Source organism: Streptomyces sp. NPDC127119 (assembly GCF_042677425.1).
GTDB lineage: Bacteria > Actinomycetota > Actinomycetes > Streptomycetales > Streptomycetaceae > Streptomyces.
In genome coordinates this window covers 1-26,158 of sequence record NZ_JBHXTO010000005.1, presented here as the reverse complement: position 1 = coordinate 26,158, position 26,158 = coordinate 1, and the positions used below count along the sequence as shown (strand labels likewise).

21 protein-coding genes are annotated in these 26,158 nt (G+C 71.3%); 7 read left to right on the top strand and 14 right to left on the bottom strand.

Annotated elements, in window-relative coordinates; genetic code table 11:
- Nucleotides 1-29: 29 nt before the first annotated feature.
- The 3 genes from ACFVH5_RS03970 to ACFVH5_RS03960 all read right to left on the bottom strand — a co-directional run bounded on the left by ACFVH5_RS03970 (nt 30) and on the right by ACFVH5_RS03960 (nt 3,640).
- Entirely contained in the window at nt 30-1,658 is a 1,629-nt protein-coding gene (locus tag ACFVH5_RS03970; protein WP_385831872.1) for a cytochrome bc complex cytochrome b subunit, read from the bottom strand.
- 648 nt (nt 1,659-2,306) lie between these two features.
- Nucleotides 2,307-3,410 carry a hypothetical protein gene (locus tag ACFVH5_RS03965; RefSeq protein ID WP_385831870.1) on the bottom strand — a complete coding sequence of 368 codons (1,104 nt, stop codon included), beginning with the start codon at nt 3,408-3,410 and terminating at the stop codon, nt 2,307-2,309.
- An 11-nt stretch (nt 3,411-3,421) separates the two neighbouring features.
- On the bottom strand, nt 3,422-3,640 hold the full coding sequence (locus ACFVH5_RS03960; RefSeq protein ID WP_384808101.1) for a hypothetical protein: 219 nt from the start codon (nt 3,638-3,640) through the stop codon (nt 3,422-3,424).
- Between the two features lie 74 nt (nt 3,641-3,714).
- On the opposite strand from ACFVH5_RS03960, the gene ACFVH5_RS03955 reads away from it, so the two are divergent.
- On the top strand, nt 3,715-4,545 hold the full coding sequence (locus ACFVH5_RS03955; RefSeq protein ID WP_385831868.1) for a chitosanase: 831 nt from the start codon (nt 3,715-3,717) through the stop codon (nt 4,543-4,545).
- A 248-nt stretch (nt 4,546-4,793) separates the two neighbouring features.
- On the opposite strand, the gene ACFVH5_RS03950 is transcribed toward ACFVH5_RS03955, so the two are convergent.
- The 3 genes from ACFVH5_RS03950 to ACFVH5_RS03940 all read right to left on the bottom strand — a co-directional run bounded on the left by ACFVH5_RS03950 (nt 4,794) and on the right by ACFVH5_RS03940 (nt 11,986).
- Complete coding sequence (locus tag ACFVH5_RS03950; RefSeq protein WP_384808097.1) at nt 4,794-6,254, bottom strand: glutamate synthase subunit beta; 1,461 nt, start codon at nt 6,252-6,254, stop codon at nt 4,794-4,796.
- On the bottom strand, nt 6,247-10,842 hold the full coding sequence (gltB, locus tag ACFVH5_RS03945) for a glutamate synthase large subunit (protein WP_385831866.1): 4,596 nt from the start codon (nt 10,840-10,842) through the stop codon (nt 6,247-6,249). Before gltB ends, ACFVH5_RS03950 begins: the two co-directional genes overlap by 8 nt.
- A gap of 412 nt (nt 10,843-11,254) precedes the next feature.
- A complete protein-coding gene (locus tag ACFVH5_RS03940) occupies nt 11,255-11,986 on the bottom strand; it encodes a VIT1/CCC1 transporter family protein (RefSeq protein ID WP_384808093.1) in 732 nt (243 codons plus the stop codon).
- 293 nt (nt 11,987-12,279) lie between these two features.
- On the opposite strand from ACFVH5_RS03940, the gene ACFVH5_RS03935 reads away from it, so the two are divergent.
- Genes ACFVH5_RS03935 through ACFVH5_RS03910 form a run of 6 tightly spaced genes read left to right on the top strand, consistent with a single transcriptional unit; the run spans nt 12,280 to nt 19,443 of the window.
- Complete coding sequence (locus ACFVH5_RS03935) at nt 12,280-13,293, top strand: ADP-ribosylglycohydrolase family protein (RefSeq protein ID WP_385831864.1); 1,014 nt, start codon at nt 12,280-12,282, stop codon at nt 13,291-13,293.
- Nucleotides 13,290-14,705 (top strand): ADP-ribosylglycohydrolase family protein, encoded by a 1,416-nt coding sequence (locus ACFVH5_RS03930; protein ID WP_385831861.1) that lies wholly within the window; start codon nt 13,290-13,292, stop codon nt 14,703-14,705. Before ACFVH5_RS03935 ends, ACFVH5_RS03930 begins: the two co-directional genes overlap by 4 nt.
- Before the next feature lie 7 nt (nt 14,706-14,712).
- Entirely contained in the window at nt 14,713-15,909 is a 1,197-nt protein-coding gene (locus ACFVH5_RS03925; protein ID WP_385831860.1) for an ADP-ribosylglycohydrolase family protein, read from the top strand.
- Nucleotides 15,906-17,402: an ADP-ribosylglycohydrolase family protein gene (locus ACFVH5_RS03920; protein WP_385831858.1), complete on the top strand. Its 1,497-nt coding sequence runs from the start codon at nt 15,906-15,908 to the stop codon at nt 17,400-17,402. The genes ACFVH5_RS03925 and ACFVH5_RS03920 overlap by 4 nt, the downstream gene beginning before the upstream one ends.
- Nucleotides 17,399-18,607, top strand: a complete 1,209-nt coding sequence (locus ACFVH5_RS03915; RefSeq protein WP_385831855.1) for a CaiB/BaiF CoA transferase family protein — start codon at nt 17,399-17,401, stop codon at nt 18,605-18,607. The genes ACFVH5_RS03920 and ACFVH5_RS03915 overlap by 4 nt, the downstream gene beginning before the upstream one ends.
- Nucleotides 18,604-19,443: an HpcH/HpaI aldolase/citrate lyase family protein gene (locus tag ACFVH5_RS03910; RefSeq protein WP_385831853.1), complete on the top strand. Its 840-nt coding sequence runs from the start codon at nt 18,604-18,606 to the stop codon at nt 19,441-19,443. Before ACFVH5_RS03915 ends, ACFVH5_RS03910 begins: the two co-directional genes overlap by 4 nt.
- 72 nt (nt 19,444-19,515) lie before the next feature.
- Here ACFVH5_RS03910 and lgt read toward each other — a convergent pair whose 3' ends face one another.
- From lgt to ACFVH5_RS03870, 8 genes are all read right to left on the bottom strand, one after another.
- The gene (gene lgt / locus ACFVH5_RS03905) at nt 19,516-20,592 is read right to left on the bottom strand and encodes a prolipoprotein diacylglyceryl transferase (RefSeq protein ID WP_385831851.1); all 1,077 of its coding nucleotides are present in this window, start codon (nt 20,590-20,592) and stop codon (nt 19,516-19,518) included.
- Between the two features lie 110 nt (nt 20,593-20,702).
- Entirely contained in the window at nt 20,703-21,479 is a 777-nt protein-coding gene (locus tag ACFVH5_RS03900; RefSeq protein WP_385831848.1) for a DsbA family protein, read from the bottom strand.
- Nucleotides 21,480-21,573: 94 nt separating this feature from the next.
- Nucleotides 21,574-22,389, bottom strand: coding sequence for a tryptophan synthase subunit alpha (gene trpA, locus ACFVH5_RS03895; protein WP_385831846.1), 816 nt, complete (start codon nt 22,387-22,389; stop codon nt 21,574-21,576).
- A complete protein-coding gene (trpB, locus tag ACFVH5_RS03890; protein WP_385831844.1) occupies nt 22,386-23,678 on the bottom strand; it encodes a tryptophan synthase subunit beta in 1,293 nt (430 codons plus the stop codon). Before trpB ends, trpA begins: the two co-directional genes overlap by 4 nt.
- A gap of 188 nt (nt 23,679-23,866) precedes the next feature.
- Nucleotides 23,867-24,130, bottom strand: coding sequence for a tryptophan biosynthesis modulator TrpM (gene trpM / locus ACFVH5_RS03885; RefSeq protein ID WP_385831843.1), 264 nt, complete (start codon nt 24,128-24,130; stop codon nt 23,867-23,869).
- Nucleotides 24,131-24,139: 9 nt separating this feature from the next.
- A complete protein-coding gene (trpC, locus tag ACFVH5_RS03880) occupies nt 24,140-24,949 on the bottom strand; it encodes an indole-3-glycerol phosphate synthase TrpC (RefSeq protein WP_107017524.1) in 810 nt (269 codons plus the stop codon).
- Between the two features lie 183 nt (nt 24,950-25,132).
- A complete protein-coding gene (locus ACFVH5_RS03875) occupies nt 25,133-25,594 on the bottom strand; it encodes a DUF2752 domain-containing protein (RefSeq protein ID WP_385831841.1) in 462 nt (153 codons plus the stop codon).
- Between the two features lie 92 nt (nt 25,595-25,686).
- A complete protein-coding gene (locus tag ACFVH5_RS03870) occupies nt 25,687-25,920 on the bottom strand; it encodes an HGxxPAAW family protein (protein ID WP_384808069.1) in 234 nt (77 codons plus the stop codon).
- Nucleotides 25,921-26,158 lie beyond the last annotated feature (238 nt).

Genomic DNA, 26,158 nt, shown 5'->3' with positions numbered 1-26,158 from the left:
GTGGGCTCTGGCTCTGGCTCTGGACGACCTCAGTGGTGGTCGTCGCTGCTCGTCAGTTCGCGGTACTCCTGGGGGGTCGGCTTGGGGATGTGCGCGTTCTGGCCGTACATGGCGTGGGCGAGGCGAGCCCGCAGGCGCCGGGTGGGTTTGACCTTGCGTTCCACGCCGTTCGCGTCGACGAGCGGGCCCACGTCGTACGGCGGGACCTGGTCGTGCTGGGTGAGGGTGAACCGCTGGGCCTGGGTGAGGGGTTCGTGCACCTCGACGTACTCGCCGTGCGGGAGCCGTGTGATCCTGCCGGACTCCCTGCCGTGCAGCACCTTGTCCCGGTCGCGGCGCTGGAGGCCGAGGCAGACGCGTTTCGTGATGACGAAGGCGAGGAGCGGTACGAGGAGGACGCCGATCCGTACGGACCAGGTGATCGCGTTGATCGACAGGTGGAGGTGGGTGGCGACGATGTCGTTGCCGCCGCCGATGAGGAGTACGGCGTACAGGCTCAGCCAGGACACGCCCAGTGCGGTACGGGTGGGGACGTTGCGGGGGCGGTCGAGGATGTGGTGCTCGCGCTTGTCGCCGGTGATCCACGCTTCGATGAACGGGTAGACGCCGATGGCGAGAAGGATCAGCGGGAAGAGGGTGAAGGGGATGAAGACGCCCAGTTGCAGGGTGTGGCCCCAGGCGTTGATCTCCCATCCCGGCATCACCCGGATCAGGCCCTCGGAGAATCCCAGGTACCAGTCGGGCTGGGCGCCGGTGGTGACCAGGTCCGCGCGGTAGGGGCCGAACGCCCACACGGGGTTGATCGTGGCGATCGCGCCCATCATCGACAGCACGCCGAAGACCAGGAAGAAGAAGCCGCCCGCCTTCGCCATGTAGACCGGCATGAACGGCATGCCGACGACCGACTTCTGGTCGCGGCCGGGGCCGGGGTACTGCGTGTGCTTGTGGTAGAAGACCAGGATCAGATGGGCGACGACCAGGCCCAGCATGATCCCGGGCAGCAGGAGGACGTGGACCGGGAAGAGCCTGGAGATGATGTCGTGGCCCGGGAACTCTCCGCCGAAGAGGAAGAAGGAGAGGTACGTGCCCACGAGCGGTACGGCCAGGATGGCACCCTGGGAGAAGCGGATGCCGGTTCCCGAGAGCAGGTCGTCGGGGAGCGAGTAGCCGGTCAGGCCGGTGATGATGCCGAGGAACAGCAGGGTCCAGCCGAAGGCCCAGTTCAGCTCGCGGGGTTTGCGGAACGCGCCGGTGAAGAACACGCGCATCATGTGGACGAGCATTGCGGCGACGAAGACGACTGCTGCCCAGTGGTGGATCTGGCGGATGAGGAGTCCGCCGCGGACGTCGAAACTGATGTCGAGGGTGGACTCGTAGGCCCTGGTCATGATGACGCCGTTGAGGGGTTCGTACGAGCCGTTGTAGACGACTTCCACGCCGCTGGGTTCGAAGAAGAGGGTGAGGTAGACGCCGGTGAGGATGAGGATGAGGAAGCTGTAGAGGCAGATCTCGCCGAGCATGAAGGACCAGTGGTCCGGGAACACCTTGCGCATCTGGGTCTTGGCGAGGGTGTAGATGCCTAAGCGGTTGTCCGCCCAGTCGGCGACGCGTTCGCCGCGGTGTGTGTCCGCCGGTCGTTTCGCGCTCCGCGCGTCCATAGGTGGCCCTCCCCGGGGATCCGTCCGTCGTTCAGAGTGGCACGGAGTTCTGCGAAGGCGAAGGGGTTGTTCGGCCGGGGTCTTGGCTGACCGCCGGTGGGGGCTTGTCGCGCAGTTCCCCGCGCCCCTGAGGTGCGTGGTGGGGCGGGGCCGCGCCGGGGCATCCGGTCGCCGCTCTCGCAAAGTCGGGTGAACCCGTGTTGCCGCGGCGCCCGGACGCCCCGACACACCCCCTCACGCCGAAGAGCCGACACCCGCCGCTGGCACTTACGGTCAGCGCGCAAGCCTTCCGCACCCAGGGGCGCAGCTTTTTTGGCCTTTCGCCATGCGGGGGGGCCGGCGGAACGACGAGATCAGCCCGCTCTTTCAGGGGCGCGGGGAACGGCGCAATCCTTCAGGCCCACCCCCACCCCACCTCTAAGGGCCGCGGGGAACTGTGCAATCCCTTGGGCCCACCCCCACCCCTAAGGGGCGCGGGGAACTGCGCAATCTTTTAGGCACGCCCCCACCGGCCGGACGATACCCACAGGCCGCAACCACCCACCCCCTAAGGGGCGCGGGGAACTGCGCAATCCTTTGGGCCCGCCCCCACCGGACCGCACCATATGGACGAGCCGCCCCGGAGGGGCCCGGTGGGGGCGGGCCCTCCTACCCTGCCGCCCGTTCCTGGAACGTCCGCAGCGCAAGGACTCGTTCACGCGCCGCGTCGGACATCAGCTCGATGAGGGGGAGGACCAGATCCCAGAGGTCCTCCTTGTCGACCCCGCGGGCCAGCGCGTCAAGACCCGCGTCGTCGAGCGCCCCCGCAACCCCCGCAACCACCCGCCGCGCACTGGGCGGCAACACCCCCACCAGCGGCAGGAAATCCCCCCAGAGCCCGGTCCCCACCACCCCGTGGACGAGCCCGCCCAGCACCGCGGGGTCCCGCAGCGCGGGCAACGCGGCGACGGCCCGCAGTTCGTCCTCGCTGAGCAGCGACACGATCGGCAGCAGCGACTCCCACAGGTCCTGTTCGGCCGTGGCGCGTATCAGGGAGTCGAGCCGCCCCTCCGGCTGCGCGGCGGTCAGCGACGCGATCCGGGCCCGCTGCTCACCGGCCGCCATGCCCGCGACGGCTATGGCCTCGGGCCACAGGTCGTGGTCGGCGGCGGCCTCGATGACCGCGGAGATCCGCTGGTCGTCGAGGAGTTCGACGATGTGCCCGAGCCGCTCGGGATGGTCGATGACGAACCCCGTACGCAGCAGAGTCGTTTCCGCGAGCTGCGGCAGGATCCCTTTGAGCGCCGAGTCCCGCAGATGGCCGACGAACCGGCCCATCGTGAGGTGGTCGCCGCGTTCGGCGAGGACGAGGGCGATGCGTACGACGATGTCGTCGTCCAGCCTGCCCATGATCCCGGCGATCCGGCGCGGGTCGACGTGGTGGCAGCAGCGGGCCGTGAAGTCGACGGGGAGCCTGTCGATGATGTCGGCGGCGCGGGCCGGTTCGAGGCGTCCGGCGAGCGCGGCGGCCAGGCGCGGCCCGAGGGCTTTCTGGGCGATGCCGGCGGCGACGGCGGCGGGCAGCAGTTTCGTCATGCCTGCGATGCGGTCGAGCAGGGCGGGGTCCTCGTCGAAGAGCGCGGCGACGGCGCTCTCACGGAAGAGGCGTACGTCGTCGGCGGGCAGCTCTTCGAGGAACGCCAGTTGCTGTGGCTCGACGTCCAGCAGTCGGGCGAGTTTGAGGGTCTCGGCTCTGCCGCGTAGCGCGTCCATGCGGATTCCCTTCAGCGGAAGAGCATCCGGCGGACAGGCTCCCTGGTCAGGGCCGGTACGAGGGTGAGGGCGTCCTCGACGGACTCGTGCAGTCCGGAGGCTCGGCGCTCACGTGCCCGGCGCAGTGCCTGGGCGAGCAACAGAGCTTGTGGGCCGTCCAGTTCCGTAAAGCCGTCCGGTAGTGGAACATCCAACTCTGCCCGTAGCAGCGCCAGTTCCTCCGCGCTCACAGAACCTCCCCCGGCGTACACAGAAAATCCACCCGGTGCGGCACGGCACCCTGCGCCGATCGTACTCTTTGCTCATGAAACGCGCTGGCCGTCTGTTGTTCGTCGTCGTCCCTCTGTTCGCATTGGCGGCCTGCTTCGTCGTGCCCGGCCAGGGGGACGACGGCGGGCGTTCGGACAGCCGGAGCGCCGCTCCCGACGCGCGTGCGGCCGGGCTGGACGCGCCGGGGAAGAAGGAGCTGGCGCAGCGGATCGTGTCCAGCGCGGAGAACTCCAGCCTGGACTGGCGTGCGCAGTACGGCTATATCGAGGACATCGGCGACGGCCGCGGGTACACGGCGGGGATCATCGGTTTCACCACCGGTACGCATGATCTGCTCGTTCTGGTCGAGCGTTATACGAAGGCGCATCCGGGCAATGCGCTGGAGCGGTATCTGCCCGCTCTGCGGAAGGTCGACGGGTCCGAGTCGCATGCGGGGTTGGGCGACGGGTTCGTGGCTGCCTGGAAGGCGGAGGCGGCGAAGGCCGCGTTCCAGCGGGCGCAGGACTCCGAGCGGGACCGGGTGTACTTCGACCCCGCGGTACGGCTCGCGAAGCGTGACGGGCTCGGTGTGCTCGGTCAGTTCATCTATTACGACGCCATGGTGATGCACGGGCCCGGCAATCCCGGTTTCTACGGCATCCGCAAGCAGGCGATGGCGGAGGCGGACACTCCTGCGGAGGGTGGCAAGGAGGTCTCGTACCTCGACATCTTCCTGGACATGCGGAAGAAGACGATGGAGGGCGAGGGGCGCCGGGACACGTCTCGTGTGGACACGGCTCAGCGGCGGTTCCTGTACGACGGCAATCTGGACCTGGACACCCCGCTGAAGTGGAAGGTCTACGGCCAGCCGTACGAAGTGAAGTAACCCTGCCCACCCCGTAACCGTATGGGGGCCGCGCCCCTAGGTACCTAGGGGCGCGGGGAACTGCGCAGTCTTTTGTCTGTAGGGGCGCGGGGAACTGCGCAATCGTTGAGGCCCGCCCCCACCGGACCCGCAGACGAAAACCCGTGCGGACGCACCACGGCGCCCACCATCATCCGGTCGGGGACGAGGGGCAGGCGCCGCGCTCAGTTCCGTACACCGTTGTACGGACGTATTGGGGGGGGTGGGCGTCAGACCATCAGGGAGCGGTCCGTGGGGCGGACCGGCGCCGGGAGTTCGCTGACGCCCGTCAGGAAGCGGTCGACCCCGCGGGCGGCCGAGCGGCCCTCCGCGATGGCCCAGACGATGAGGGACTGGCCGCGCCCGGCGTCACCGGCGACGAACACGCCGGGCACGTTGGTCGCGTAGTCGCGGTCGCGGGCGATGTTGCCGCGCTCGTCGAGGTCGAGGGCGAACTGGGAGACCAGCCCGTTCTCCTGGTCGGTGCCGGTGAAGCCCATGGCGAGGGTGACGAGCTGGGCGGGGATCTTGCGCTCCGTGCCCGGCTTCGGCGTGAGCTTGCCGTCGATGAACTCGACCTCGCCGAGGTGCAGCCACTGGACGTTGCCGTCCTCGTCGCCCTCGAAGTGGGTGGTGGAGACGGCGTAGACCCGCTCGCCGCCCTCCTCGTGCGCGGAGGTCACCTTGTAGAGCATGGGGAACGTCGGCCAGGGCTGGTGCGCCGCGCGGTCCTCGCCCGGCTGGGGCATGATCTCCAGCTGGGTGACGGAGGCCGCGCCCTGGCGGTGGGCGGTGCCCACGCAGTCGGCGCCGGTGTCGCCGCCGCCGATGACGACGACGTGCTTGCCCTCGGCGGTGATGGGGGGCGCCACGAAGTCGCCCTCCTGCACCTTGTTGGCGAGCGGCAGGTACTCCATGGCGAAGTGGATGCCGTTCAGCTCGCGGCCGGGGACCGGCAGGTCGCGGGAGACGGTGGCGCCGGCGGCGATGACGACGGCGTCGTACCGCTTGCGCAGGTCGGTGGCCTTGAGGTCGCGGCCGATCTCGATGCCGGTACGGAAGCGGGTGCCCTCCGCGCGCATCTGCTCGATGCGGCGGTTGATGTGCCGCTTCTCCATCTTGAACTCGGGGATGCCGTAGCGCAGGAGGCCGCCGACGCGGTCGGCGCGCTCGTAGACGGCGACCGTGTGGCCGGCGCGGGTGAGCTGCTGTGCGGCGGCGAGGCCCGCGGGGCCGGAGCCGATGACGGCGACCGTCTTGCCGGAGAGGCGCTCGGGGGCCTGGGGGGCGACGTCGCCGCTGTCCCACGCCTTGTCGATGATCGAGACCTCGACGTTCTTGATGGTGACGGCGGGCTGGTTGATGCCCAGCACGCACGCCGACTCGCAGGGCGCGGGGCACAGCCGGCCGGTGAACTCCGGGAAGTTGTTCGTGGCGTGCAGCCGCTCGGAGGCGGCGGACCAGTCCTCGCGGTACGCGAAGTCGTTCCACTCGGGGATGAGGTTCCCGAGCGGACAGCCGTTGTGGCAGAAGGGGATGCCGCAGTCCATGCAGCGCGAGGCCTGCGTGGGGATGATGGGCAGGAGGGAGCCCGGGACGTAGACCTCGTTCCAGTCCCTGACGCGCTCCTGGACGGGGCGGGTCCTGGCGACCTCTCGGCCGTGGTTCAGAAAGCCCTTGGGATCAGCCATTGGTCGCCGCCTCCATCATCTTCTCGGTGATCGCGGACTCGTCGAGTCCGGCTCGCTCGGCGGCGTCCTTGGCGGCGAGCACTGCCTTGTACGTGCTGGGGATGATCTTGCTGAAGCGGTCCACCGTGGTGTCCCACTCGGCCAGGAGCTTCTCGGCGACGGTGGAGGCCGTCTCCTCCTGGTGCCGGCGCACGACGTCGTGCAGCCACTGCTTGTCGGTGTCGTCGAGTTCCTCGACCGCGCCGAGGTTTCCGGCGTTGACGTTGTCGCGGTCCAGGTCGATGACGTACGCGATGCCGCCCGACATGCCGGCCGCGAAGTTGCGGCCCGTCTCACCGATGACGACGGCGTGGCCGCCGGTCATGTACTCGCAGCCGTGGTCGCCCACGCCCTCGGCGACCACGGTCGCGCCGGAGTTGCGGACGCAGAAGCGCTCGCCGGTACGGCCGCGCAGGAACAGCTCGCCGCCCGTCGCCCCGTACGCGATGGTGTTGCCCGCGATGGTGGAGAACTCGGCGAGGTGGTCGGCGCCCCGGTCGGGACGGACGATCACCCGGCCGCCGGAGAGGCCCTTGCCGACATAGTCGTTGGCATCGCCCTCCAGGCGCAGCGTCACACCGCGCGGCAGGAAGGCGCCGAAGGACTGGCCCGCGCTGCCGGTGAAGGTGATGTCGACGGTGTCGTCGGGCAGGCCCGCGCCGCCGAACTTCTTCGTCACCTCGTGGCCGAGCATGGTGCCGACCGTGCGGTTGATGTTGCGGATGGCGACCTGGGCGCGGACCGGCTGGGCGTCGTTGGCGCCCGTCGCGTTGAGGGCGTCGGCGGCGAGCTTGATCAGCTCGTTGTCGAGCGCCTTCTCCAGGCCGTGGTCCTGCTGGATGGTCTGGTGCAGGGCCGCGCCCTCGGGCAGCTCGGGCACGTAGAAGAGCGGGGCCAGGTCGAGGCCCTGCGCCTTCCAGTGGTCGACCGCGCGGGCCACGTCGAGCGCCTCGGCGTGGCCGACGGCCTCCTCGATGGTGCGGAAGCCCAGCTCGGCGAGGATCTCGCGGACCTCTTCGGCGATGAACTTGAAGAAGTTCACGATGTACTCGGCCTTGCCGGTGAACCGGTCCCGCAGGACGGGGTTCTGGGTGGCGATGCCGACGGGGCAGGTGTCGAGGTGGCAGACGCGCATCATGACGCAGCCGGAGACGACGAGCGGCGCGGTCGCGAAACCGAACTCCTCGGCGCCGAGGAGCGCGGCGATGACGACGTCACGGCCGGTCTTCAGCTGGCCGTCGGTCTGGACGACGATGCGGTCGCGCAGGCCGTTGAGGAGCAGCGTCTGCTGGGTCTCGGCGAGGCCGAGCTCCCAGGGGCCGCCCGCGTGCTTGAGCGAGGTGAGCGGGGAGGCGCCCGTTCCGCCGTCGTGGCCGGAGATGAGGACGACGTCCGCGTGGGCCTTGGAGACACCCGCGGCGACCGTGCCGACGCCGACCTCGGAGACCAGCTTCACGTGGATCCGCGCCTGCGGGTTCGCGTTCTTCAGGTCGTGGATCAGCTGGGCGAGGTCTTCGATGGAGTAGATGTCGTGGTGCGGGGGCGGGGAGATGAGGCCCACGCCGGGGGTGCTGTGCCGGGTCTTGGCGACCCACGGGTAGACCTTGTGGCCGGGCAGCTGGCCGCCCTCGCCGGGCTTGGCGCCCTGGGCCATCTTGATCTGGATGTCGTCCGCGTTGACCAGGTACTCGGAGGTGACGCCGAAGCGGCCGGAGGCGACCTGCTTGATGGACGAGCGGCGCGCCGGGTCGTACAGGCGGTCCGGGTCCTCGCCGCCCTCACCGGTGTTGGACTTGGCGCCCAGCTGGTTCATGGCGATGGCGAGCGTCTCGTGGGCTTCCTTGGAGATGGAGCCGTACGACATGGCGCCGGTGGAGAAGCGCTTGACGATCTCGCTGACCGGCTCGACCTCGTCGATCGAGATGGCCTCGCGGCCCGAGTCGAAGCCGAACAGGCCGCGCAGCGTCATGAGGCGCTCGGACTGCTCGTTCACACGGTCCGTGTACTTCTTGAAGATGTCGTAGCGGTTGCTGCGCGCCGAGTGCTGGAGGCGGAAGACCGTCTCGGGGTCGAACAGGTGCGGCTCGCCCTCGCGGCGCCACTGGTACTCGCCGCCTATGTCGAGGGCGCGGTGCGCGGGCGCGATGCCGCTGGCCGGGTAGGCCTTCGCGTGGCGGGCGGCGACCTCCTTGGCGACGACGTCGATGCCGACGCCGCCGATCTTGGTGGCGGTGCCGCTGAAGTACTTCTGCACGAAGGCCGCGTCGAGGCCGACGGCCTCGAAGACCTGGGCGCCGCGGTAGGAGGCGACGGTGGAGATGCCCATCTTGGACATGACCTTGAGGACGCCCTTGCCGAGCGCGTAGATCAGGTTGCGGATGGCCTGTTCGGGCTCCATGCCCGGGAGGAACGTACCGGCCCTGACCAGGTCCTCGACGGACTCCATCGCGAGGTACGGGTTGACGGCCGCGGCGCCGAAGCCGATGAGGAGGGCCACGTGGTGGACCTCGCGGACGTCGCCCGCCTCGACCAGCAGGCCCACCTGGGTGCGCTGCTTGGTGCGGATGAGGTGGTGGTGGACGGCGGCGGTGAGCAGCAGCGAGGGGATCGGCGCGTGCTCGGCGTCGGAGTGCCGGTCCGAGAGGACGATCAGACGGGCGCCGTTCTCGATGGCGGCGTCGGCCTCGGTGCAGATCTCCGCGATGCGGGCGGCGAGGGAGTCGCCGCCGCCGGAGACGCGGTACAGGCCGGAGAGCGTCGCGGCCTTCATGCCGGGCATGTCGCCGTCGGCGTTGATGTGGATGAGCTTGGCCAGCTCGTCGTTGTCGATCACCGGGAAGGGCAGGGTGACGCTTCGACAGGAGGCGGCGGTCGGCTCCAGCAGGTTGCCCGCGGGGCCGAGCGAGGAGCGCAGCGAGGTGACGAGCTCTTCGCGGATGGCGTCCAGCGGCGGGTTGGTGACCTGCGCGAACAGCTGGGTGAAGTAGTCGAAGAGCAGCCGGGGGCGCTCGGACAGGGCCGCGATCGGCGAGTCCGTGCCCATGGAGCCGAGCGGCTCACCGGCGGTCTTGGCCATCGGGGCGAGGATGACGCGCAGCTCTTCCTCGGTGTAGCCGAAGGTCTGCTGGCGGCGGGTGACCGAGGCGTGGGTGTGCACGATGTGCTCGCGCTCGGGGAGGTCGGAGAGCTCGATCTCGCCGGCTTCGAGCCACTCCGCGTACGGGTTCTCGGCAGCGAGGCCGGCCTTGATCTCGTCGTCCTCGATGATCCGGTGCTCGGCGGTGTCCACGAGGAACATGCGGCCGGGCTGCAGGCGGCCCTTGCGGACGACCTTCGCGGGGTCGATGTCGAGGACGCCGACCTCGGAGCCGAGGACGACGAGGCCGTCGTCGGTGACCCAGTAGCGGCCGGGGCGCAGGCCGTTGCGGTCGAGGACGGCGCCGACCTGGGTGCCGTCGGTGAAGGTGACGCAGGCCGGGCCGTCCCAGGGCTCCATCTGCGTGGAGTGGAACTGGTAGAAGGCGCGGCGGGCCGGGTCCATGGAGGCGTGGTTCTCCCAGGCCTCCGGGATCATCATCAGCACGGAGTGCGGGAGGGACCGGCCGCCGAGGTGCAGCAGCTCCAGGACCTCGTCGAAGGAGGCGGAGTCGGACGCGTCGGGCGTACAGATCGGGAAGATCCGGTCGAGGCCGTCCTGCTCGCCGAACAGGTCGGAGACGAGCTGGGACTCGCGGGCCGCCATCCAGTTGCGGTTGCCCTTGACCGTGTTGATCTCGCCGTTGTGCGCGACGAAGCGGTACGGGTGCGCGAGCGGCCAGCTCGGGAAGGTGTTGGTGGAGAACCGGGAGTGCACGAGCGCGATCGCGGAGGCGAAGCGGCGGTCGGACAGGTCCGGGAAGAAGGGCTCCAGCTGGCCGGTGGTCAGCATGCCCTTGTAGACGATGGTGCGGGCGGAGAGCGACGCGAAGTACACGCCGGCCTCGCGCTCGGCACGCTTGCGCAGCGCGAACGCCTTGCGGTCGAGGTCGATGCCCTGGCTTGAACCGTCCCCCACGAAGACCTGCCGGAAGTGCGGCATCGTCGAGCGGGCGGTGGCGCCGAGGAGTCCGGGGGCGACCGGGACCTCGCGCCAGCCGAGCACCGTGAGGTTCTCCTCGGCGGCGATCGTCTCGATCCGTGAGACGGCGTCGGCGGTGGCGTCCTCGGGCAGGAAGGCGATGCCGACCGCGTACGAGCCGGCCTCGGGCAGCTCGAATTCGGCCACCTCGCGGAAGAAGGCGTCGGGGACCTGGGACAGGATGCCCGCGCCGTCCCCGGAGTCGGGTTCCGAGCCGGTCGCGCCGCGGTGCTCCAGGTTGCGGAGCACGGTCAGCGCCTGTTCGACCAGCGCGTGGCTCGCCTCACCGGTGAGGGTCGCCACGAAGCCGACGCCGCAGGCGTCGTGCTCGTTGCGCGGGTCGTACATTCCCTGCGCGGCAGGGCGAGCATCCATGAAGGACCAGTTCTGGCCATTCTCGGAGTGCTGGGACGGCTGGCGCGGCGTACGCATCGGCTCTCCCGTCGTCGTCGTGTCTGGGGGGCACCTCCCAGGCCTTGAGGCTCTGGGGGCAAGTGCCGAGGGACGACGTTGGCCCTTAGCGAGAGTGCAAAATTTCGTGCAGGTTACATGATGGAGCGGTTCTCGTGAACCGGATACCGCGTTCCATCATGCGGACGCCACGGGTCGCGGCGAGGCGCCGCTCGTGGCGGCTGAAAAAGGGGGCCTTTTCGGTCAGATCCATGACCGTCGGCCCGATCGCGGCAGGCAACGTCACCTGCTGCTGATGATGTGCGTGTGGTGCGGCGCGGTCGTCATTGCCCGCGGCGCTTACGGCTCATGCCCAATGGTTAAGCGTTCGAAACCGCCGAGTAACGGCTACTTATGCAGTCCCGTGCATAGGTGCGCGATCAGGCGGTGCCGGTCATCCTACGGCCGTTCCGAAGAAACTGCCCAGGGCGTACGTCACACCGGCCGCGGCCCCGCCCAGCGCGAGCTGTCGCAGCCCGCTGAACCACCATGACCTGGCGGTCACCTTGGCGACGATCGCCCCGCAGGCGAAGAGTCCGAGCGCGGCGAGCAGCAGGGCGGGCCAGAGGGTGGCGGCCCCCAGCAGGTACGGGAGGACGGGGAGCAGGGCGCCCAGGGCGAACGCGCCGAAGCTCGACACGGCGGCGACGACGGGTGAGGGCAGGTCGCCGGGATCGATGCCCAGCTCCTCCCGCGCGTGGATCTCCAGCGCCTGCTCGGGATCCCTGGACAGCTGCCGGGCGACCTCGCCCGCGAGCGCGGGCTCCACCCCGCGGGCCTCGTACAGCAGCGCCAGCTCATGCTCCTCGTCCTGCGGATGCTTCCTCAACTCCCGCCGCTCCACGTCGAGTTCGGCCTCGACGAGTTCGCGCTGCGAGGCAACGGAGGTGTACTCGCCGGCCGCCATGGAGAAGGCACCCGCGGCCAGTCCCGCGAGCCCGGTGATGACGACCGTCCGGTGCGAGACGGCTCCACCCGCCACACCGGTCATCAGCGCCAGGTTGGAGACGAGACCGTCCATCGCGCCGAAGACGGCCGGGCGCAGCCATCCGCCGTTCACGTCCCGGTGGGTGTGGTTGTCGCGGTGCGCCTCGTGCAGCGCGGCCTCGGTCTCGATGATGGCCATGCGGGGATCCCCCAAGTGCTCGTTCACTGCCTGTTTGGACTTCTTCTACTTTTGGACAACTGCGAACGTACGCCTGAAATTCCGTCCCCGCCAGCAAGGAAGGCCGTACTTACCTGCACCTTCGCCCTCTTTCGCTCATCCGTGCCGAGCTGCGCACACATGTCGACCGGGTGACTCTGGGGTGCGTGAGGCTCCGATGAACCCCTCCCGGGGGACACATCCGCAAAGGGGCTCCCGGCCGGCCTGCGACTGGCTTCCGATCGCCCGGGACCCCGCGACGGAGAGGGCCCGCCATGGCATCGATCGCCTGCGTTCCGCCGCTACCGGCGCCCGGGGACGGGGGCGCCACCGCCCTCCGTGACCGCGCCCGCGGCGCACTGCTGGGTCTCGCCGTAGGGGACGCGCTGGGGGCACCGGCCGAGAACATGAAACCGTCCGAGATCCGCGCGCGCTGGGGCCGCATCACGGGATACGTGGCCGAGCAGCCGGCCGGCACGGACGACACGGAGTACGCGATCTTCTCGGGTCTGCTGCTGGCCCGGCACGGCTCGGCGCTCACGGTCGCCCATGTGGAGGCGGCCTGGCACCAGTGGATCGCGGACCGCGACGAGGGGCCGTTCCGGGGCGCGGGCTTCAGCGAACGGGGCACGCTGGAGAACCTGCGCCGGGGGCTCGCCGCCCCCATCTCCGCCCAGCACCGGCACGCCTGGAGCGACGGCCTCGCCATGCGGGCGGCACCCTTCGGGGTCTTCGCGGCGGGCCGCCCCGCGGAGGCGGCGCGGCTGGTGGCGATCGACGGTTCGGTGAGCCACGACGGCGAGGGCATCTACGGCGGCCAGGCCGTCGCGGCGGGCGTCGCCGCGGCGATGGCGGGCGCCCCCACGATCGTCGTCGTCGCCTCCGCCCTCGCGGTCGTCCCCGACGACTCCTGGACGGCCCGCTCCCTGCGCAGGGCGGTGGCCTGCGCACATCGCGGCGAACGCGCGGTCCGCTCGGCGGTCGTCATCGGCGGCTACCCCTGGACCGACCTGGCCCCCGAGGCCGTCGCCCTGGCCTTCGGCGCGTACGCGGCGGCCGACGGCGACTTCGAGGAGGCCGTCCTCACGGCGGTCAACATGGGCCGCGACGCCGACACGACGGCGGCGGTGGCGGGCGCCCTGGCCGGCGCCACACGCGGCGCCGCCGCGATCCCGCCCGCCTGGGCGGCGGCGATCGGCCCCGCGAAGGGCAGCTGCCTCCCCTCGATGCAGGGCCACCACGTCCTGGACGTAGCAGACCTACTGACCCCACCGGAGGACACCCAATGACCCCCACAGCCCCTTCAGGACCACACCCTTCACCAGCTCACCTCTCAGGACCACACCCTTCACCGGCGCACCTCTCAGGGGCGCGAGGAACGGCGCGACCAGCCACAACGCACCCGCACCCGCACCCGCACCCCACAAACGCCCCCACACCCCCCACCCCCTCAGGGGCGCGGGGAACTGCGCAACAAGCCCCCACAGACCCGCACCCCACAAACGCCCCCACTCCCCCCACTCCCCCAGGGGCGCGGGGAACTGCGCAACAAGCCACAACGCACCCGCACACAACACCCCGCCGAATCGAAGGCCTCCTACTCGGCCTGGCGGCCGGCGACGCCGCCGGCTGGCCGGCAGCACGGCACAGAGCAACCCGCATGCCCGAATGGACAAGACGCCTCACCCGCGAACTGGACACCTTCGCCGAGCAGAACGCCACCACCACCCTCCCCGTCCCCATCGCCCTCAACCAGCCCCCCGAACCCCTGCGCCTCGGCCCGTCGGACGACGCCGAGTGGGCGGCCTTCGCGGCCGAGGCGGTGCTACGCGCCGCGGACGCCGCCGCCCTGGGCGACCTCAGCCGAGCCCGCCGCATGCGCGCAGCGATCGACCTCTCCTGGAACGCGATCGCCAGCGAGGTCGCCGCCGCCGCGGAACGAGCCCCCGAGGTCGAGTCGGCGGTACTCCCCCTGCGCGCCCGCATCTCCGTACGGGCCGGCCTCGGCAACCTCGCCAACGGCCTGCGCCCACCCGCCTCGGGCCACGACAACCCCCACTACTTCGACGACGCGGCCTGCGTACGGGCCTGTGTCCTGGCGGTCGCCCACGCGGGGGACCCCCGGTCCGCCGCGGACCTGGCCGAGTTCGACGCCCGCTACACCCAGGACGGCGACGGCGTGCACGGCGCCCGCGCGATGGCCGCGGCCGTCGCACTCGCGCTGGGCGGCGCCGACGTGGACGCCTGCGCGGAAGCGGCCCTGGCCGAACTCCCGGAGGCCACGGAGATCGGCCGCAACGCCCGCCACGCCCTGGCGCTCGCCGACGCCGCCCGCGCGAACGGGGACGGCGCCTTCGGCCTCGTCCCTCTCCTGGAGCACCAGATCGTCGACCACGTCTACAGCTACGGCATCGCCGCCGCCGAGACCGTCCCGGTCGCCCTCGCACTCGCCGTCGCCGCCCGCGGCCGGATCGCGGAGGCCGTACCGGCGGCGGCGTGTCTGTCCCGGGTCGCGGACTCGGCCCCGGCCCTCGCCGGCGCGCTGACCGGCGCGCTCGGCGGCGGGGCGGCCCTCCCGGCCGCCTGGCGGGACGCCTGCCGCACGCTCTCCGGCTGCACGCTGCCGCGCCTGACCGGCACGGACCTCATCGGACTCGCCGATCTCCTGGAAGCCACGGAACTGGCCCTCCCCGGAGGATGATCCGGGCATGACGACAAAAAGCGAAGAAAACGTAGGCAAAGTAATCAGAAGCGGAGAGATCGGAAACGAAGAAGCGGGAACCCTGGAGGACCGGATCACCGGAGCCCTCGTCGGGGCTGCGGTCGGCGACGCGCTCGGCGGTCCCGTGGAGGGCTACTCCCCCGAGCAGATCGTCGAACGGCACGGCGGACGCGTCCACGGCATCGTCGGCCCCTGGCACGGCGACGACTGGCGCACGGCGCGTCCCGTAGCGCCGTACCACAAGGGCGACGGACACGTCACCGACGACACCTTGATGACGCACGCGCTGGTACGGGTCTACGCGACGGTCCGCGACCACCTGGACGCGTACGCCGTCGCCGGACACCTCGTGCCCGACCTGATGACGACGCCCCGCTGGATCCCGGAACTCGAAACGGACGCGCTGCCCCTCCAGCGGATCTTCCTCGCCGAGAAGTGGCTGGTGGCCAGGATCCACTACGGCCACGTGGACCCGCGCGAGGCGGGCACCGGCAACATCGTCAACTGCGGTGCCGCGATGTACATGGCCCCGGTCGGCCTGGTCAACGCGGCGAACCCGGCGGGCGCGTACGCCGAGGCCCTCGACATCGCGGGCGCCCACCAGTCGTCGTACGGGCGCGAGGCGGCGGGGGTCTTCGCGGCGGCCGTGGCGGCGGCCTGCACCCCCGGCGCGACCCCGGACTCGGTGGTCGGGGCATGTCTCGCCGTGGCGAAGGACGGCACGCGGGCCGCGATCGAGACGGTCTGCGACACGGCCACGCGGTACTCGGACTTCGAGTCGGCGCTGCGTCCGCTGCGGGAGGCGGTCGCCCCGTACGACACGGTCGGCCCTGAATACCGCAGCCCGTCCCTGGGCGCCCGCCGCCCCTCCCGTATCCACTCGATCGAGGAACTGCCGGTCGCTCTGGCGATGTTGCTGGTCTCGGGCGGCGACTACCGGCACGCGGTGCTGGGTTCGGTGAACTACGGCCGCGACTGCGACTCCATCGCGACGATGTCCGGCGCTCTCGCGGGCGCCCTGGGCGCGGAGATCCCGTCCGACTGGGCCAAGACGGTCGCGGAGGCCAGCCGCCTGGACCTGAAGGCCCCCGCGCGCACCCTCACAGAGGTGACCCAGGAGATCTTCGCGCGGGACGTCACCCGCCGCCGCGCCCACGAGACGGCGTACGCGGAGCTGTCATGACCCTCTCTCGTCCGAGCCCGCTGCGCCTGACCTGGGTCCAGCCGGAAGACCTGCTGGGCCACGAACTGCGCCAGGCGGAGGAGGACGGCCGCCGCCCCGAGGCGATCGCGGCCCGCTGGCACCGAGCGGGCGGCCCCGATTCCCCCCGCCGGGCAGGCGCCTCCCCCCACCCGGCCTCCCCCTGTCTACGCGCCCTGTCCCAGGACCTGCTGGACGAACTGGCGGACCTGCCGAGCAGGTTGGCGGACAAAGAGCCGACCGACCTCGCCGGCATCCGCGCCCTCTGCCCCGCCACAGCTGTGGGCAGGCGTTCCGCAAGGGCGGAACGGGTGGGCACAGCGGAGACGGCGGACCTCAGCAAGTCACCGGGGGGCGTGGGGGCGGAGCCCCCGCTTTCGGGAAGGGGCGGGTCTGGGGAAGAAACAGCCCTGCAAGCCGCCTGGCTGGGCAGAGCAGCCGGCTGCCTCCTGGGCAAACCGGTGGAGAAGCTCCCCCTGAAAGGCATCCGCCAACTCGCCGAAGCCACCGGCAACTGGCCCCTCGCCACCTGGTTCACCGAACGCGGCCTACCCCCCGACCTCAAGGCCGAGTACCCCTGGAACCGCCGCTCCGCCCCCACCTCCCTCGCCGAGAACATCGACGGCATGCCGGAGGACGACGACCTCAACTACCCCCTCCTGAACCTCCTCCTGCTCCAACGCCACGGCAGGCACTTCACCACCACGGACGTGGCCCGCCTCTGGCTGGACGAACTCCCCGCGGGCCGTACGTTCACGGCGGAACGCGTCGCCTACCGCAACCTCCTCGACGGCATCGAACCCCCGCACACGGCCCGCCACCGCAACCCGTTCCGCGAGTGGATCGGCGCCCTGATCCGCGCGGACGTCCACGGCTGGACCAACCCGGGCGCCCCCGCCGCCGCCGCGGAACAGGCGCACCGGGACGCCGTCCTCACCCACACGGCCAACGGCGTCTACGCGGCGATGTTCACGGCGGCCGTCATCGCGGAGGCGGCCACCGGCACGAGCGACATCCACACCTGCCTGCGTACGGGTCTCACCGTCGTCCCGCCGGACTCCCGCCTCGCCGAAGCGGTCCGCCAGGCGATCCAACTGGCCCGACAGCAGCAGGACTTCGACCGGGTCGTGGACGAACTGCACGCCACCCACGGCTCGTACCACTGGGTCCACGCCGTCCCCAACACGGCCCTGCTCGCCGCCGCCCTCACCCACGCGGACGGTGACTTCACGGCGTCCATCTGCCGTGCGGTGTCGGGTGGTTGGGACACCGACTCGAACGGCGCGACGGCCGGTTCGATCGCGGGCCTGCTCGCGGGCAGCCCCGAAGCGCTCCCGTCCCGCTGGACGACCCCCCTCAAGAACCGCCTGGCCACGACCGTCGGCGACTTCGACGGAACAGGCTTCGACGCCCTCGCCGAACTGACCGCCCGTCTGGCCACCCGCCCCAGCCCCTCGGAGGCCCCGCAGCCATGACCGCCACCCCCGCCCCCGCCCCCGCCCCTCTCGACGGCCTCCGCGTCCTCGATCTCGCGACCCTCTTCGCAGGCCCCCTCGCCGCCACGATGCTCGGCGACTTCGGCGCGGAGGTCGTCAAGGTCGAGCATCCGCGCAGACCGGACCCGTCCCGCGGCCACGGCCCGTCGAAGGACGGCATCGGCCTCTGGTGGAAACTCCTCGGCCGCAACAAACGCACGATGACCCTGGACCTCTCCACGTACGGCGGACGCGACACCCTGCTGCGCCTCGCCGCCTCCGCCGACGTGATCATCGAGAACTTCCGGCCGGGCACGCTGGAGAAGTGGGATCTGGGGTGGGAGGAACTCTCGGCCGCGAACCCCCGGCTGGTGCTGGCCCGCGTCACCGGCTTCGGCCAGTTCGGGCCGTACTCCCGCCGCCCCGGTTTCGGCACGCTCGCCGAGGCGATGAGCGGGTTCGCCGCGATCACCGGTGAGCCGGACGCCCCGCCGGTCCTGCCGCCCTTCGGCCTCGCCGACTCCATCGCGGGCCTGGCCACGGCGTACGCGGTGATGACGGCCCTGGCGGCGCGCGACCGCACGGGCCGCGGGCAGGTCGTGGACATGGCGATCATCGAGCCGATCCTCACGGTGCTGGGCCCGCAGCCGCTCTGGTACGACCAGTTGGGCCATGTCCAGGCCCGTACCGGCAACCGCTCGCAGAACAACGCGCCGCGCAACACCTACCGCACCGCCGACGGCACCTGGGTCGCCGTCTCGACCTCGGCCCAGTCGGTCGCCGAACGCGTGATGTGCCTGGTCGGCCGCCCCGAGCTGATCACCGAACCGTGGTTCGCCACGGGCGCGGACCGGGCCCGCCACAACGACGTCCTCGACGAGGCGGTCGGCTCGTGGATCGCCCGGCACACCCGCGCCGACGTCATCGACGCCTTCGAGAAGGCGGAGGCGGCGGTCGCCCCCGTCCAGGACGTACGCGACGTCATGGAGGACCCGCAGTACGCCGCTCTCGACTCGATCACCACCGTCGACGATCCCGAACTGGGCCCGCTGCGCATGCAGAACGTCCTCTTCCGCCTCACCGACACCCCGGGCGGGATCCGCTGGGCCGGCCGCCCGCACGGCGCCGACACCGACGCGGTCCTCACCGAACTCGGCCTGACCGACGACGAGATCGGCAAGCTCCGGGCGGAGGGCGCCCTGTGACCACACGGATCAGGACGGGGGTACCGCTCACCTGGCTGTACGTTCCCGGCGACCGCCCCGAGAGGGTGGCGAAGGCGCTGGCCGCCGGCGCCGACGTGGTCGTCGTGGACCTGGAGGACGCGGTCGCCGCCGACCGCAAGGAGTACGCCCGCGCCGCCACCGCCGACCTCCTCGCCGAGCCGCCCCCGGTCCCGGTGCACGTCCGCGTCAACGCCCTGGACGGCCCGGAGTTCCCCGCCGACCTGACCGCTCTCCGCACCCCGGCCGCGCTCGGCACCCTCGCGGGCCTGCGTCTGCCGAAGGTCTCCTCCCCCACCGAGATCCTGCGTACGGCGGAACTCGTCCCGGGCCTCCCCCTGTACGCCCTCCTGGAATCGGCCCTGGCCGTCGAGCACGCCTTCGCCGTCGCCACGGCCCATCCCGCCCTGCGCGGCATCGCACTCGGCGAGGCCGATCTACGGGCCGACCTGGGCGTACGCGCCGACGCGGGCCTCGACTGGCCGCGCTCCCGCGTGGTCGTGGCCGCCCGCGCGGCGGGCCTCGCCCCACCGCCCCAGTCCGTCCACCCCGACGTACGCGACCTCGCGGGACTGGCCGCGTCCTGCGCGCACGGCCGTGACCTGGGGTTCTTCGGCCGCGCGGCCATCCACCCCCGTCAGCTCCCGGTGATCGAGGCCGCCTATCTCCCGACTGCGGAGGAGATCGAGACGGCCGAGACGATCCTCGGTGCGGCGGCCACCGACCCCGGCGCCCAGGCCCTCCCCGACGGCCGCTTCATCGACACGGCGGTGGTGGCGGGGGCGCACCGCACGCTGGCGCTGGCCCGCCGCGGGTAGGGACTGCGGCGGGTACGTGGAAGGGGGCGCCCCCGGAACCCGGGGGCGCCCCCTTCCACGTACCCGCGGAGGTCAGGACTTCTTGGCCGACCCGGCCTCGTCCTTCTCCTCCACCTTGTCGTCCGCCTTGTCCGCTGCCTCGGCTTCTTCCGAGGCTTCCGCCGTGGTCTCGGCCTTGGTTTCCGCCTTGGTCTTTTTCTTCTCCTCGGCGGAGTCGGCGTCCACGGCCTCCGCCTCGGTGTCGTCCCCGGACTTCTCGTCGCCGGACTTCTCGTCCTCCGACTTCTTGTCCAGGTCGACCGCGGCGCCGTCCTCGTCGGTGTCGTCGTCCGGGGCGTTCGGCTCGACGACCTCTTCGCGGCCCGGCCTGCTTCGCGCCGACAGCACGATGTAGAGCACGGCGAGGAGGAAGACGACGATCGAGGTCCAGCCGTTCAGACGGAGCCCCAGGAAGTGGTGGGCCTCGTCGACACGCATGTACTCGATCCAGAAGCGACCTACGCAGTACGCGGCGACGTACAGCGCGAAGGCGCGGCCGTGGCCGAGCTTGAAGCGGCGGTCCGCCCAGATGACGAGGACCGCGACACCGATGCACCACAGCGACTCGTACAGGAACGTCGGGTGGTAGTAGCCGGGCTCGCGGCCGTCCGTCACGGACGTGATGTGCAGCGCCCAGGGCAGATCGGTCTCGCGCCCGTACAGCTCCTGGTTGAACCAGTTGCCCCAGCGGCCGATGGCCTGCGCGAGGGCGATCCCGGGGGCGAGGGCGTCGGCCCAGGCCGGCAGCGGGATGCCACGGCGGCGGCAGCCGATCCAGGCACCGACCGCGCCGAGCGCGATGGCCCCCCAGATACCGAGGCCGCCCTCCCAGATCTTGAAGGCGTCGACCCAGTCCTGACCCTCGCTGAAGTACAGCTGGTAGTCGGTGACGACGTGGTACAGCCGCCCGCCGACGAGGCCGAACGGCACGGCCCACACGGCGATGTCCGCCACGGTGCCTGGCCGGCCCCCGCGCGCGACCCAGCGTTTGTTGCCGAGCCAGACGGCTACGAAGACGCCGATGATGATGCAGAACGCGTAGCCACGCAGCGGAATGGGGCCGAGGTGCAGCACACCGCGCGAAGGACTGGGGATATAGGCAAATTCCATGGCGGGGTCGACGCTACCCTGCCGGGCGCCACGTACGGCAACCCGCCCGGGCTACGGGTCCATAACGAGACCGGGCGGGACCCTGTCGTCCTGAGGGCCCCGCCCGGGGCTCACGCCTTGTCGGCCTGCTGCACCAGCTGCTTCAGCTTGGCCGGGGTCATCGTCTGGTCCTGGTAGATGTTCTTCCCGTTCAGCAGGACCGTCGGCGTGCCGCTGAAGCCACCGCCCTGGAAGGCCTGGTGGGACTTGGCCACCCAGCTGTCGTGCGTGCCGCCCTCGACGCACTTCCTGAACGGGGCGGTGGTCAGCCCGTCGACCTTGCCGGCCAGCTCGATCAGCTTGCTGTTCTGCGCGTACGCGTCGTCCGTCTCGGCGGGCTGGTTCTCGAACAGCACGTCGTGGTACGCGGGGAACTTCCCGGCGTCCTGGGCGCACGCGGCGGCGTTGGCCGCTCTCAGGGAGCCGCTGCCGCGCATGTTCCCGTCGATCAGGGTCGCCAGGTGGTACTCGACCTTCAGCTGTCCGGACTCCGTCAGCTCATGGACCGTCGAGCGGTAGCCGTCCTCGAAGCTCTTGCAGGCCGGGCAGCGGAAGTCCTCCCACACGGTGAGGGTCGACTTCGCGCTCTCCTTGCCGACGGGGATGGCGAGGCTGTCGTCGCCGTTCGCCCCCGAGGGGGCCGTCAGCGGGCCCGCCTCGGCGTCCGCCTTCCCGTCGCCCGAGTTCGCGGCGAGGACGCCGATCACCCCGGCCAGGGCCAGTACGCAGACGATCGCTCCGCCCACGACCAGCACCCGGCGGCGCTTGTCGGCCGTCTTCTGCTTGTCTCGCTCTTCCGCCAGCCGCTCGCGGGCGGTGCGCTTTCCCTCACGGTTCTTCTCGCTCACATCCCGCAGAACGAACCGGGGAGGCGCACCGCGCCTCCCCGGCCCCAGGTCCACCCGTTCGAGTGAGTGAACCGTTCATCACTTCATCGTGCCGCTACGCCGTACCGCGCACGCCCTTGGCGAGGTCGGCGGCGAGAGCGCGTACGGCGTCCAGGCCCGCGGTCTCGTCGGGGGCGTCCAGCATCAGCTTCACGAAGGCCGAACCGACGATGACGCCGTCGGCGAAGCCGGCGACCTCACGCGCCTGTACGGCGTTCGAGACGCCGAGGCCGACACAGACCGGCAGGTCGGTGGTGGCCTTGGTGCGCCGGACCAGTTCCTGCGCCTGGGCACCCACGGAGACGCGGGTGCCGGTGACACCCATCAGCGAGGCCGCGTACACGAAGCCGGAACCGGCCGCGGTGATCTCGGCGAGCCGGGCGTCCTTGCTGCTGGGCGCGACGACGAAGACGGTCCCGAGGCCGTGCTTCTCCGCGTGCTCCCTCCACAGCCCCGACTCCTGGACGGGAAGGTCGGGCAGGATGCACCCGGCGCCGCCCGCCTCGGCCAGCTCGGCGGTGAAGCGCTCGACGCCGTAGCGGTCGATGGGGTTCCAGTACGTCATCACGAGGACGGGCTTGCCGGTCGCCTCGTACGCCTCGCGGACCGTGCGCATCACGTCGGCGATCCTGACGCCGCCGCGCAGGGCGATGTCGTCGGCGGTCTGGATGACGGGTCCGTCGAGGACGGGGTCGCTGTGCGGCAGCCCGACCTCGACGACGTCCGCGCCGCCGTCGAAGACGGCCTTGATCGCCGCGATACCGCCGTCCACGGTCGGGAAGCCGGCCGGCAGGTACGCGATCAGCGCGGACCGGCCCGCCTCCTTCGCCCCGGCGAGGGTGTCACTCAACAGCTGTACGTTGCCGCTCACTTGGCGTCCCCCTCGATCTCGGCGGTGTCGCTGTCGGCGTCCGCCTCGACGACGGCGTCGGCGCCCTCGTCGTACAGGCCGAAGTAGCGCGCGGCCGTGTCCATGTCCTTGTCGCCGCGGCCTGAGAGGTTGACGACGATCAGCCCGTCGGGGCCTAGTTCCCTGCCGACCTCCAGGGCCCCGGCGAGCGCGTGCGCGCTCTCGATGGCCGGGATGATGCCCTCGGTGCGGGACAGCAGACGCAGGGCCTGCATGGCCGCGTCGTCGGTGACGGCGCGGTACTCGCCCCGGCCGCTGTCCTTGAGGTAGGCGTGCTCGGGGCCGATGCCCGGGTAGTCGAGCCCGGCCGAGATCGAGTAGGGCTCGGTGATCTGGCCCTCCTCGTCCTGGAGGACGTAACTGCGGGAGCCGTGCAGGATGCCCGGTTCGCCGGCCGTCAGGGTGGCCGCGTGCTCACCGGTCTCGATGCCGTGTCCGGCGGGCTCGCAGCCGATGAGGCGTACGTCCGCGTCGGGGATGAAGGCATGGAAGAGGCCGATGGCGTTCGAGCCGCCGCCGACGCAGGCGACGGCCGCGTCGGGGAGGCGGCCCGCGCGCTCCAGGATCTGGCGGCGGGCCTCGACGCCGATGACGCGGTGGAAGTCGCGGACCATCGCCGGGAAGGGGTGCGGTCCGGCGACCGTGCCGAACAGGTAGTGGGTGCGGTCGACGTTGGCGACCCAGTCGCGGAAGGCCTCGTTGATGGCGTCCTTCAGCGTACGGCTGCCGGACTTCACGGCGATGACCTCGGCGCCGAGCATGCGCATCCGGGCCACGTTCAGGGCCTGGCGCCGGGTGTCGATCTCACCCATGTAGATGGTGCATTCGAGGCCGAACAGCGCGCAGGCGGTGGCCGTGGCGACGCCGTGCTGGCCCGCGCCGGTCTCGGCGATGACACGGGTCTTGCCCATGCGCTTGGTGAGCAGGGCCTGGCCGAGCACATTGTTGATCTTGTGTGAGCCGGTGTGGTTGAGGTCTTCCCGCTTCAGGAAGATCCGGGCGCCCCCGGCGTGCTCGGCGAACCGCTCGACCTCGGTGAGGGAGCTGGGCCGGCCGGTGTAGTGGACGAGCAGGTCGTCCAGCTCCCGGGCGAACTCGGGGTCGGACTTGGCCTTGTCGTACTCGACGGCGACCTCGTCCACGGCGGCGACCAGCGCCTCCGGGATGAACTTGCCGCCGAACGCGCCGAAGTAGCCCTCGGCACTGGGAACCCGGCCGTCGGGGTCGGGAATGAAGAACTCGCTGGACATGCGGACACCTCACAGGGGCGTCGGCCCCGGGATCGGAAGGAATGGGGTCACGTAGGTCTCACCTGCGGTTCGGCAGCGCCCCGAAGGGGCGCGGGGCCGTGACATATGCGGCTCCGCCGCGGGGCGCGCCCAGCCCCCACCGGCCCGCGGATTCACAGCGGGCTTCCGGCGGAACGCAAGGACGCGGCTCAGCTCACCGCAGGTGACACGCGCCGACGCCATCGCATCCCGTTCACCTGACCCGGCTCGTCGCCGATGACATACCGCACCCGGCGCCCGTGCACGCGCCGCGCGGGCGCCCGGCAGCCGCGCGGACGGCAGCCCCGCGCCAGCCGCGCGTAGGGGCCGGGAACCGCCGAGAGCCCCGCGGCGACGGACCGGACGCACGCCGGGCCACCGTCGGGGCGGGAGCCCGGACGGGTGGTCGCGGCGGGAGTACGGCCTGCTCTCATCGGGAGAGGTCAGCCCCGTCCGTGCCGCAGCGCGGGGTGCGCGCCCGCGGCGACCAGGTCGGAGACGGCGGTCTTCGGGTCCCGGCCGGTCACCAGGGACTCGCCGACCAGTACGGCGTCGGCGCCCGCGTTGGCGTAGGCGATGAGGTCGTGCGGGCCGCGGACACCGGACTCGGCGATCTTCACGATGTGCGCGGGGATCTCGGGCGCGATGCGCTCGAAGGTGCCGCGGTCGACCTTGAGGTCCTTGAGGTTGCGCGCGTTGACGCCGATGACCTTCGCCCCGGCGTCCACCGCCCGGTCGATCTCGTCCTCGTCGTGCACCTCGACGAGCGGGGTGAGCCCGATGGACTCGGCGCGCTCGATGAGGGACTCCAGGGCGGGCTGGTCGAGGGCGGCCACGATCAGCAGCGCGAGGTCGGCCCCGTACGCGCGGGCCTCCCACAGCTGGTACGACGTGACGATGAAGTCCTTGCGCAGCACCGGGATGTCGACCCGGGCGCGGACGGCCTCCAGGTCGGCGAGCGAGCCGCCGAAGCGGCGCTGTTCGGTGAGCACGGAGATGACGGCCGCGCCGCCGGCCTCGTAGTCCGCGGCGAGGGCCGCGGGGTCGGCGATCGCGGCGAGGGCGCCCTTGGACGGGCTGGAGCGCTTGACCTCGCAGATGACCTTGACGCCGTCGCCGCGCAGGGCCGCGACACCGTCCTTGGCAGGCTGAGCCTTCGCGGCGCGCTCCTTGAGCTCGTCGAGGCTGACGCGCGCCTGCCGTTCCGCGAGGTCGGCACGGACTCCGTCGATGATCTCGTCGAGCACACTCACGCGAGCGGCCCCCTTCCAGACGGTGAACGGTTGAAGCGGTCGGGCGGTTCAAGCGGTTCCGCTGTCGACCGGGGTTTCGTCGCATCGGGCGAAACCGGTGGTCACTGCGATGGTATCCGCAGGAGGGCGTGGGCCTCACATCCGGTTGACGCCGGTCCCACTACCTGGACGTTCCCTGATTGATCAAGGGTGCAGCCAGCCACCGAACGGCAGGTTCCGGACAACGGTGAAGACCAGCGACAACGCTCCCAGACTCCACAGCAGGGGCGGCCCGGGGTCGATGCTCATCGGGCGGCCCCGGGCCGTGCGGACCACCCAGACGGTCCACAGCACGGCGAAGACCAGATAGCCGATCACGGCGAGCGCGTTGGCCCCGAGGGCCGTCCCGAGGTCCCCGTGCGCGACGGCGTAGGCGCTGCGCAGCCCTCCGCAGCCGGGGCAGTACAGGCCCGTGTAGCGGAGCAGGGGGCAGGCGGGGTAGTGGCCGGGTTCGTTCGGGTCGACGGTTGCGACGTACGCGAAGGCCGCGGCGACGGCCGCGAGGATCCCGCCGGGGACGGCGAGCCGGCGTACCGCGGCCGCGGAGCCCGGAGCGGGTCCAGGTCCGGGTGTCACCCTCTGGGATTCGGCGTTCACGCGTCGCATTCTGCCGCGCCCGGGTGCGGGCCGCACATGGCCGGAGGCGGTCCCGGCGCTCGGTCGAGGAGCCGGACCCGCCTCGCGAAGCCGTGCGGGGGTCAGCTCTCGGCCGACGCCACCTGGTGGGTCGGGTGCTCGCGCTTCGCCTGGCCGAGGCCCGCCGCGCGCATGGCCATGCCGACCACGCCGCCGAGGACGACGATGACCATGCCGGCCCAGAAGCCCAGCGGGCTGGCCATCACCATGAAGGCACCTGCGACGCAGAAACCGATGACGGCGATGATGACACCGGTCCAGGCGGCCGGGGTGTGACCGTGGCTGCTGCCCGCCATGACTTGCTCCTCGTTGCTGTACGTGTATGAGCCGGACGCTCGCGCCCTATTGTCCCGCACGAGTTCGTGTGGGTTGAGCGGGGGTCCGTGGTGGTGCTTCGGGGCCCGCGGCCGGTGGACGAGTGCGGGCCGGTGGGGGCCGTTCGCGCAGTTCCCCGCGCCCCAGCCCCTGAGGGGCGCGGGGAACAGCGCCAAAATTTGTCTTTGGCGTCCAGGGGCGCGGGGAACGGCGCCGCCG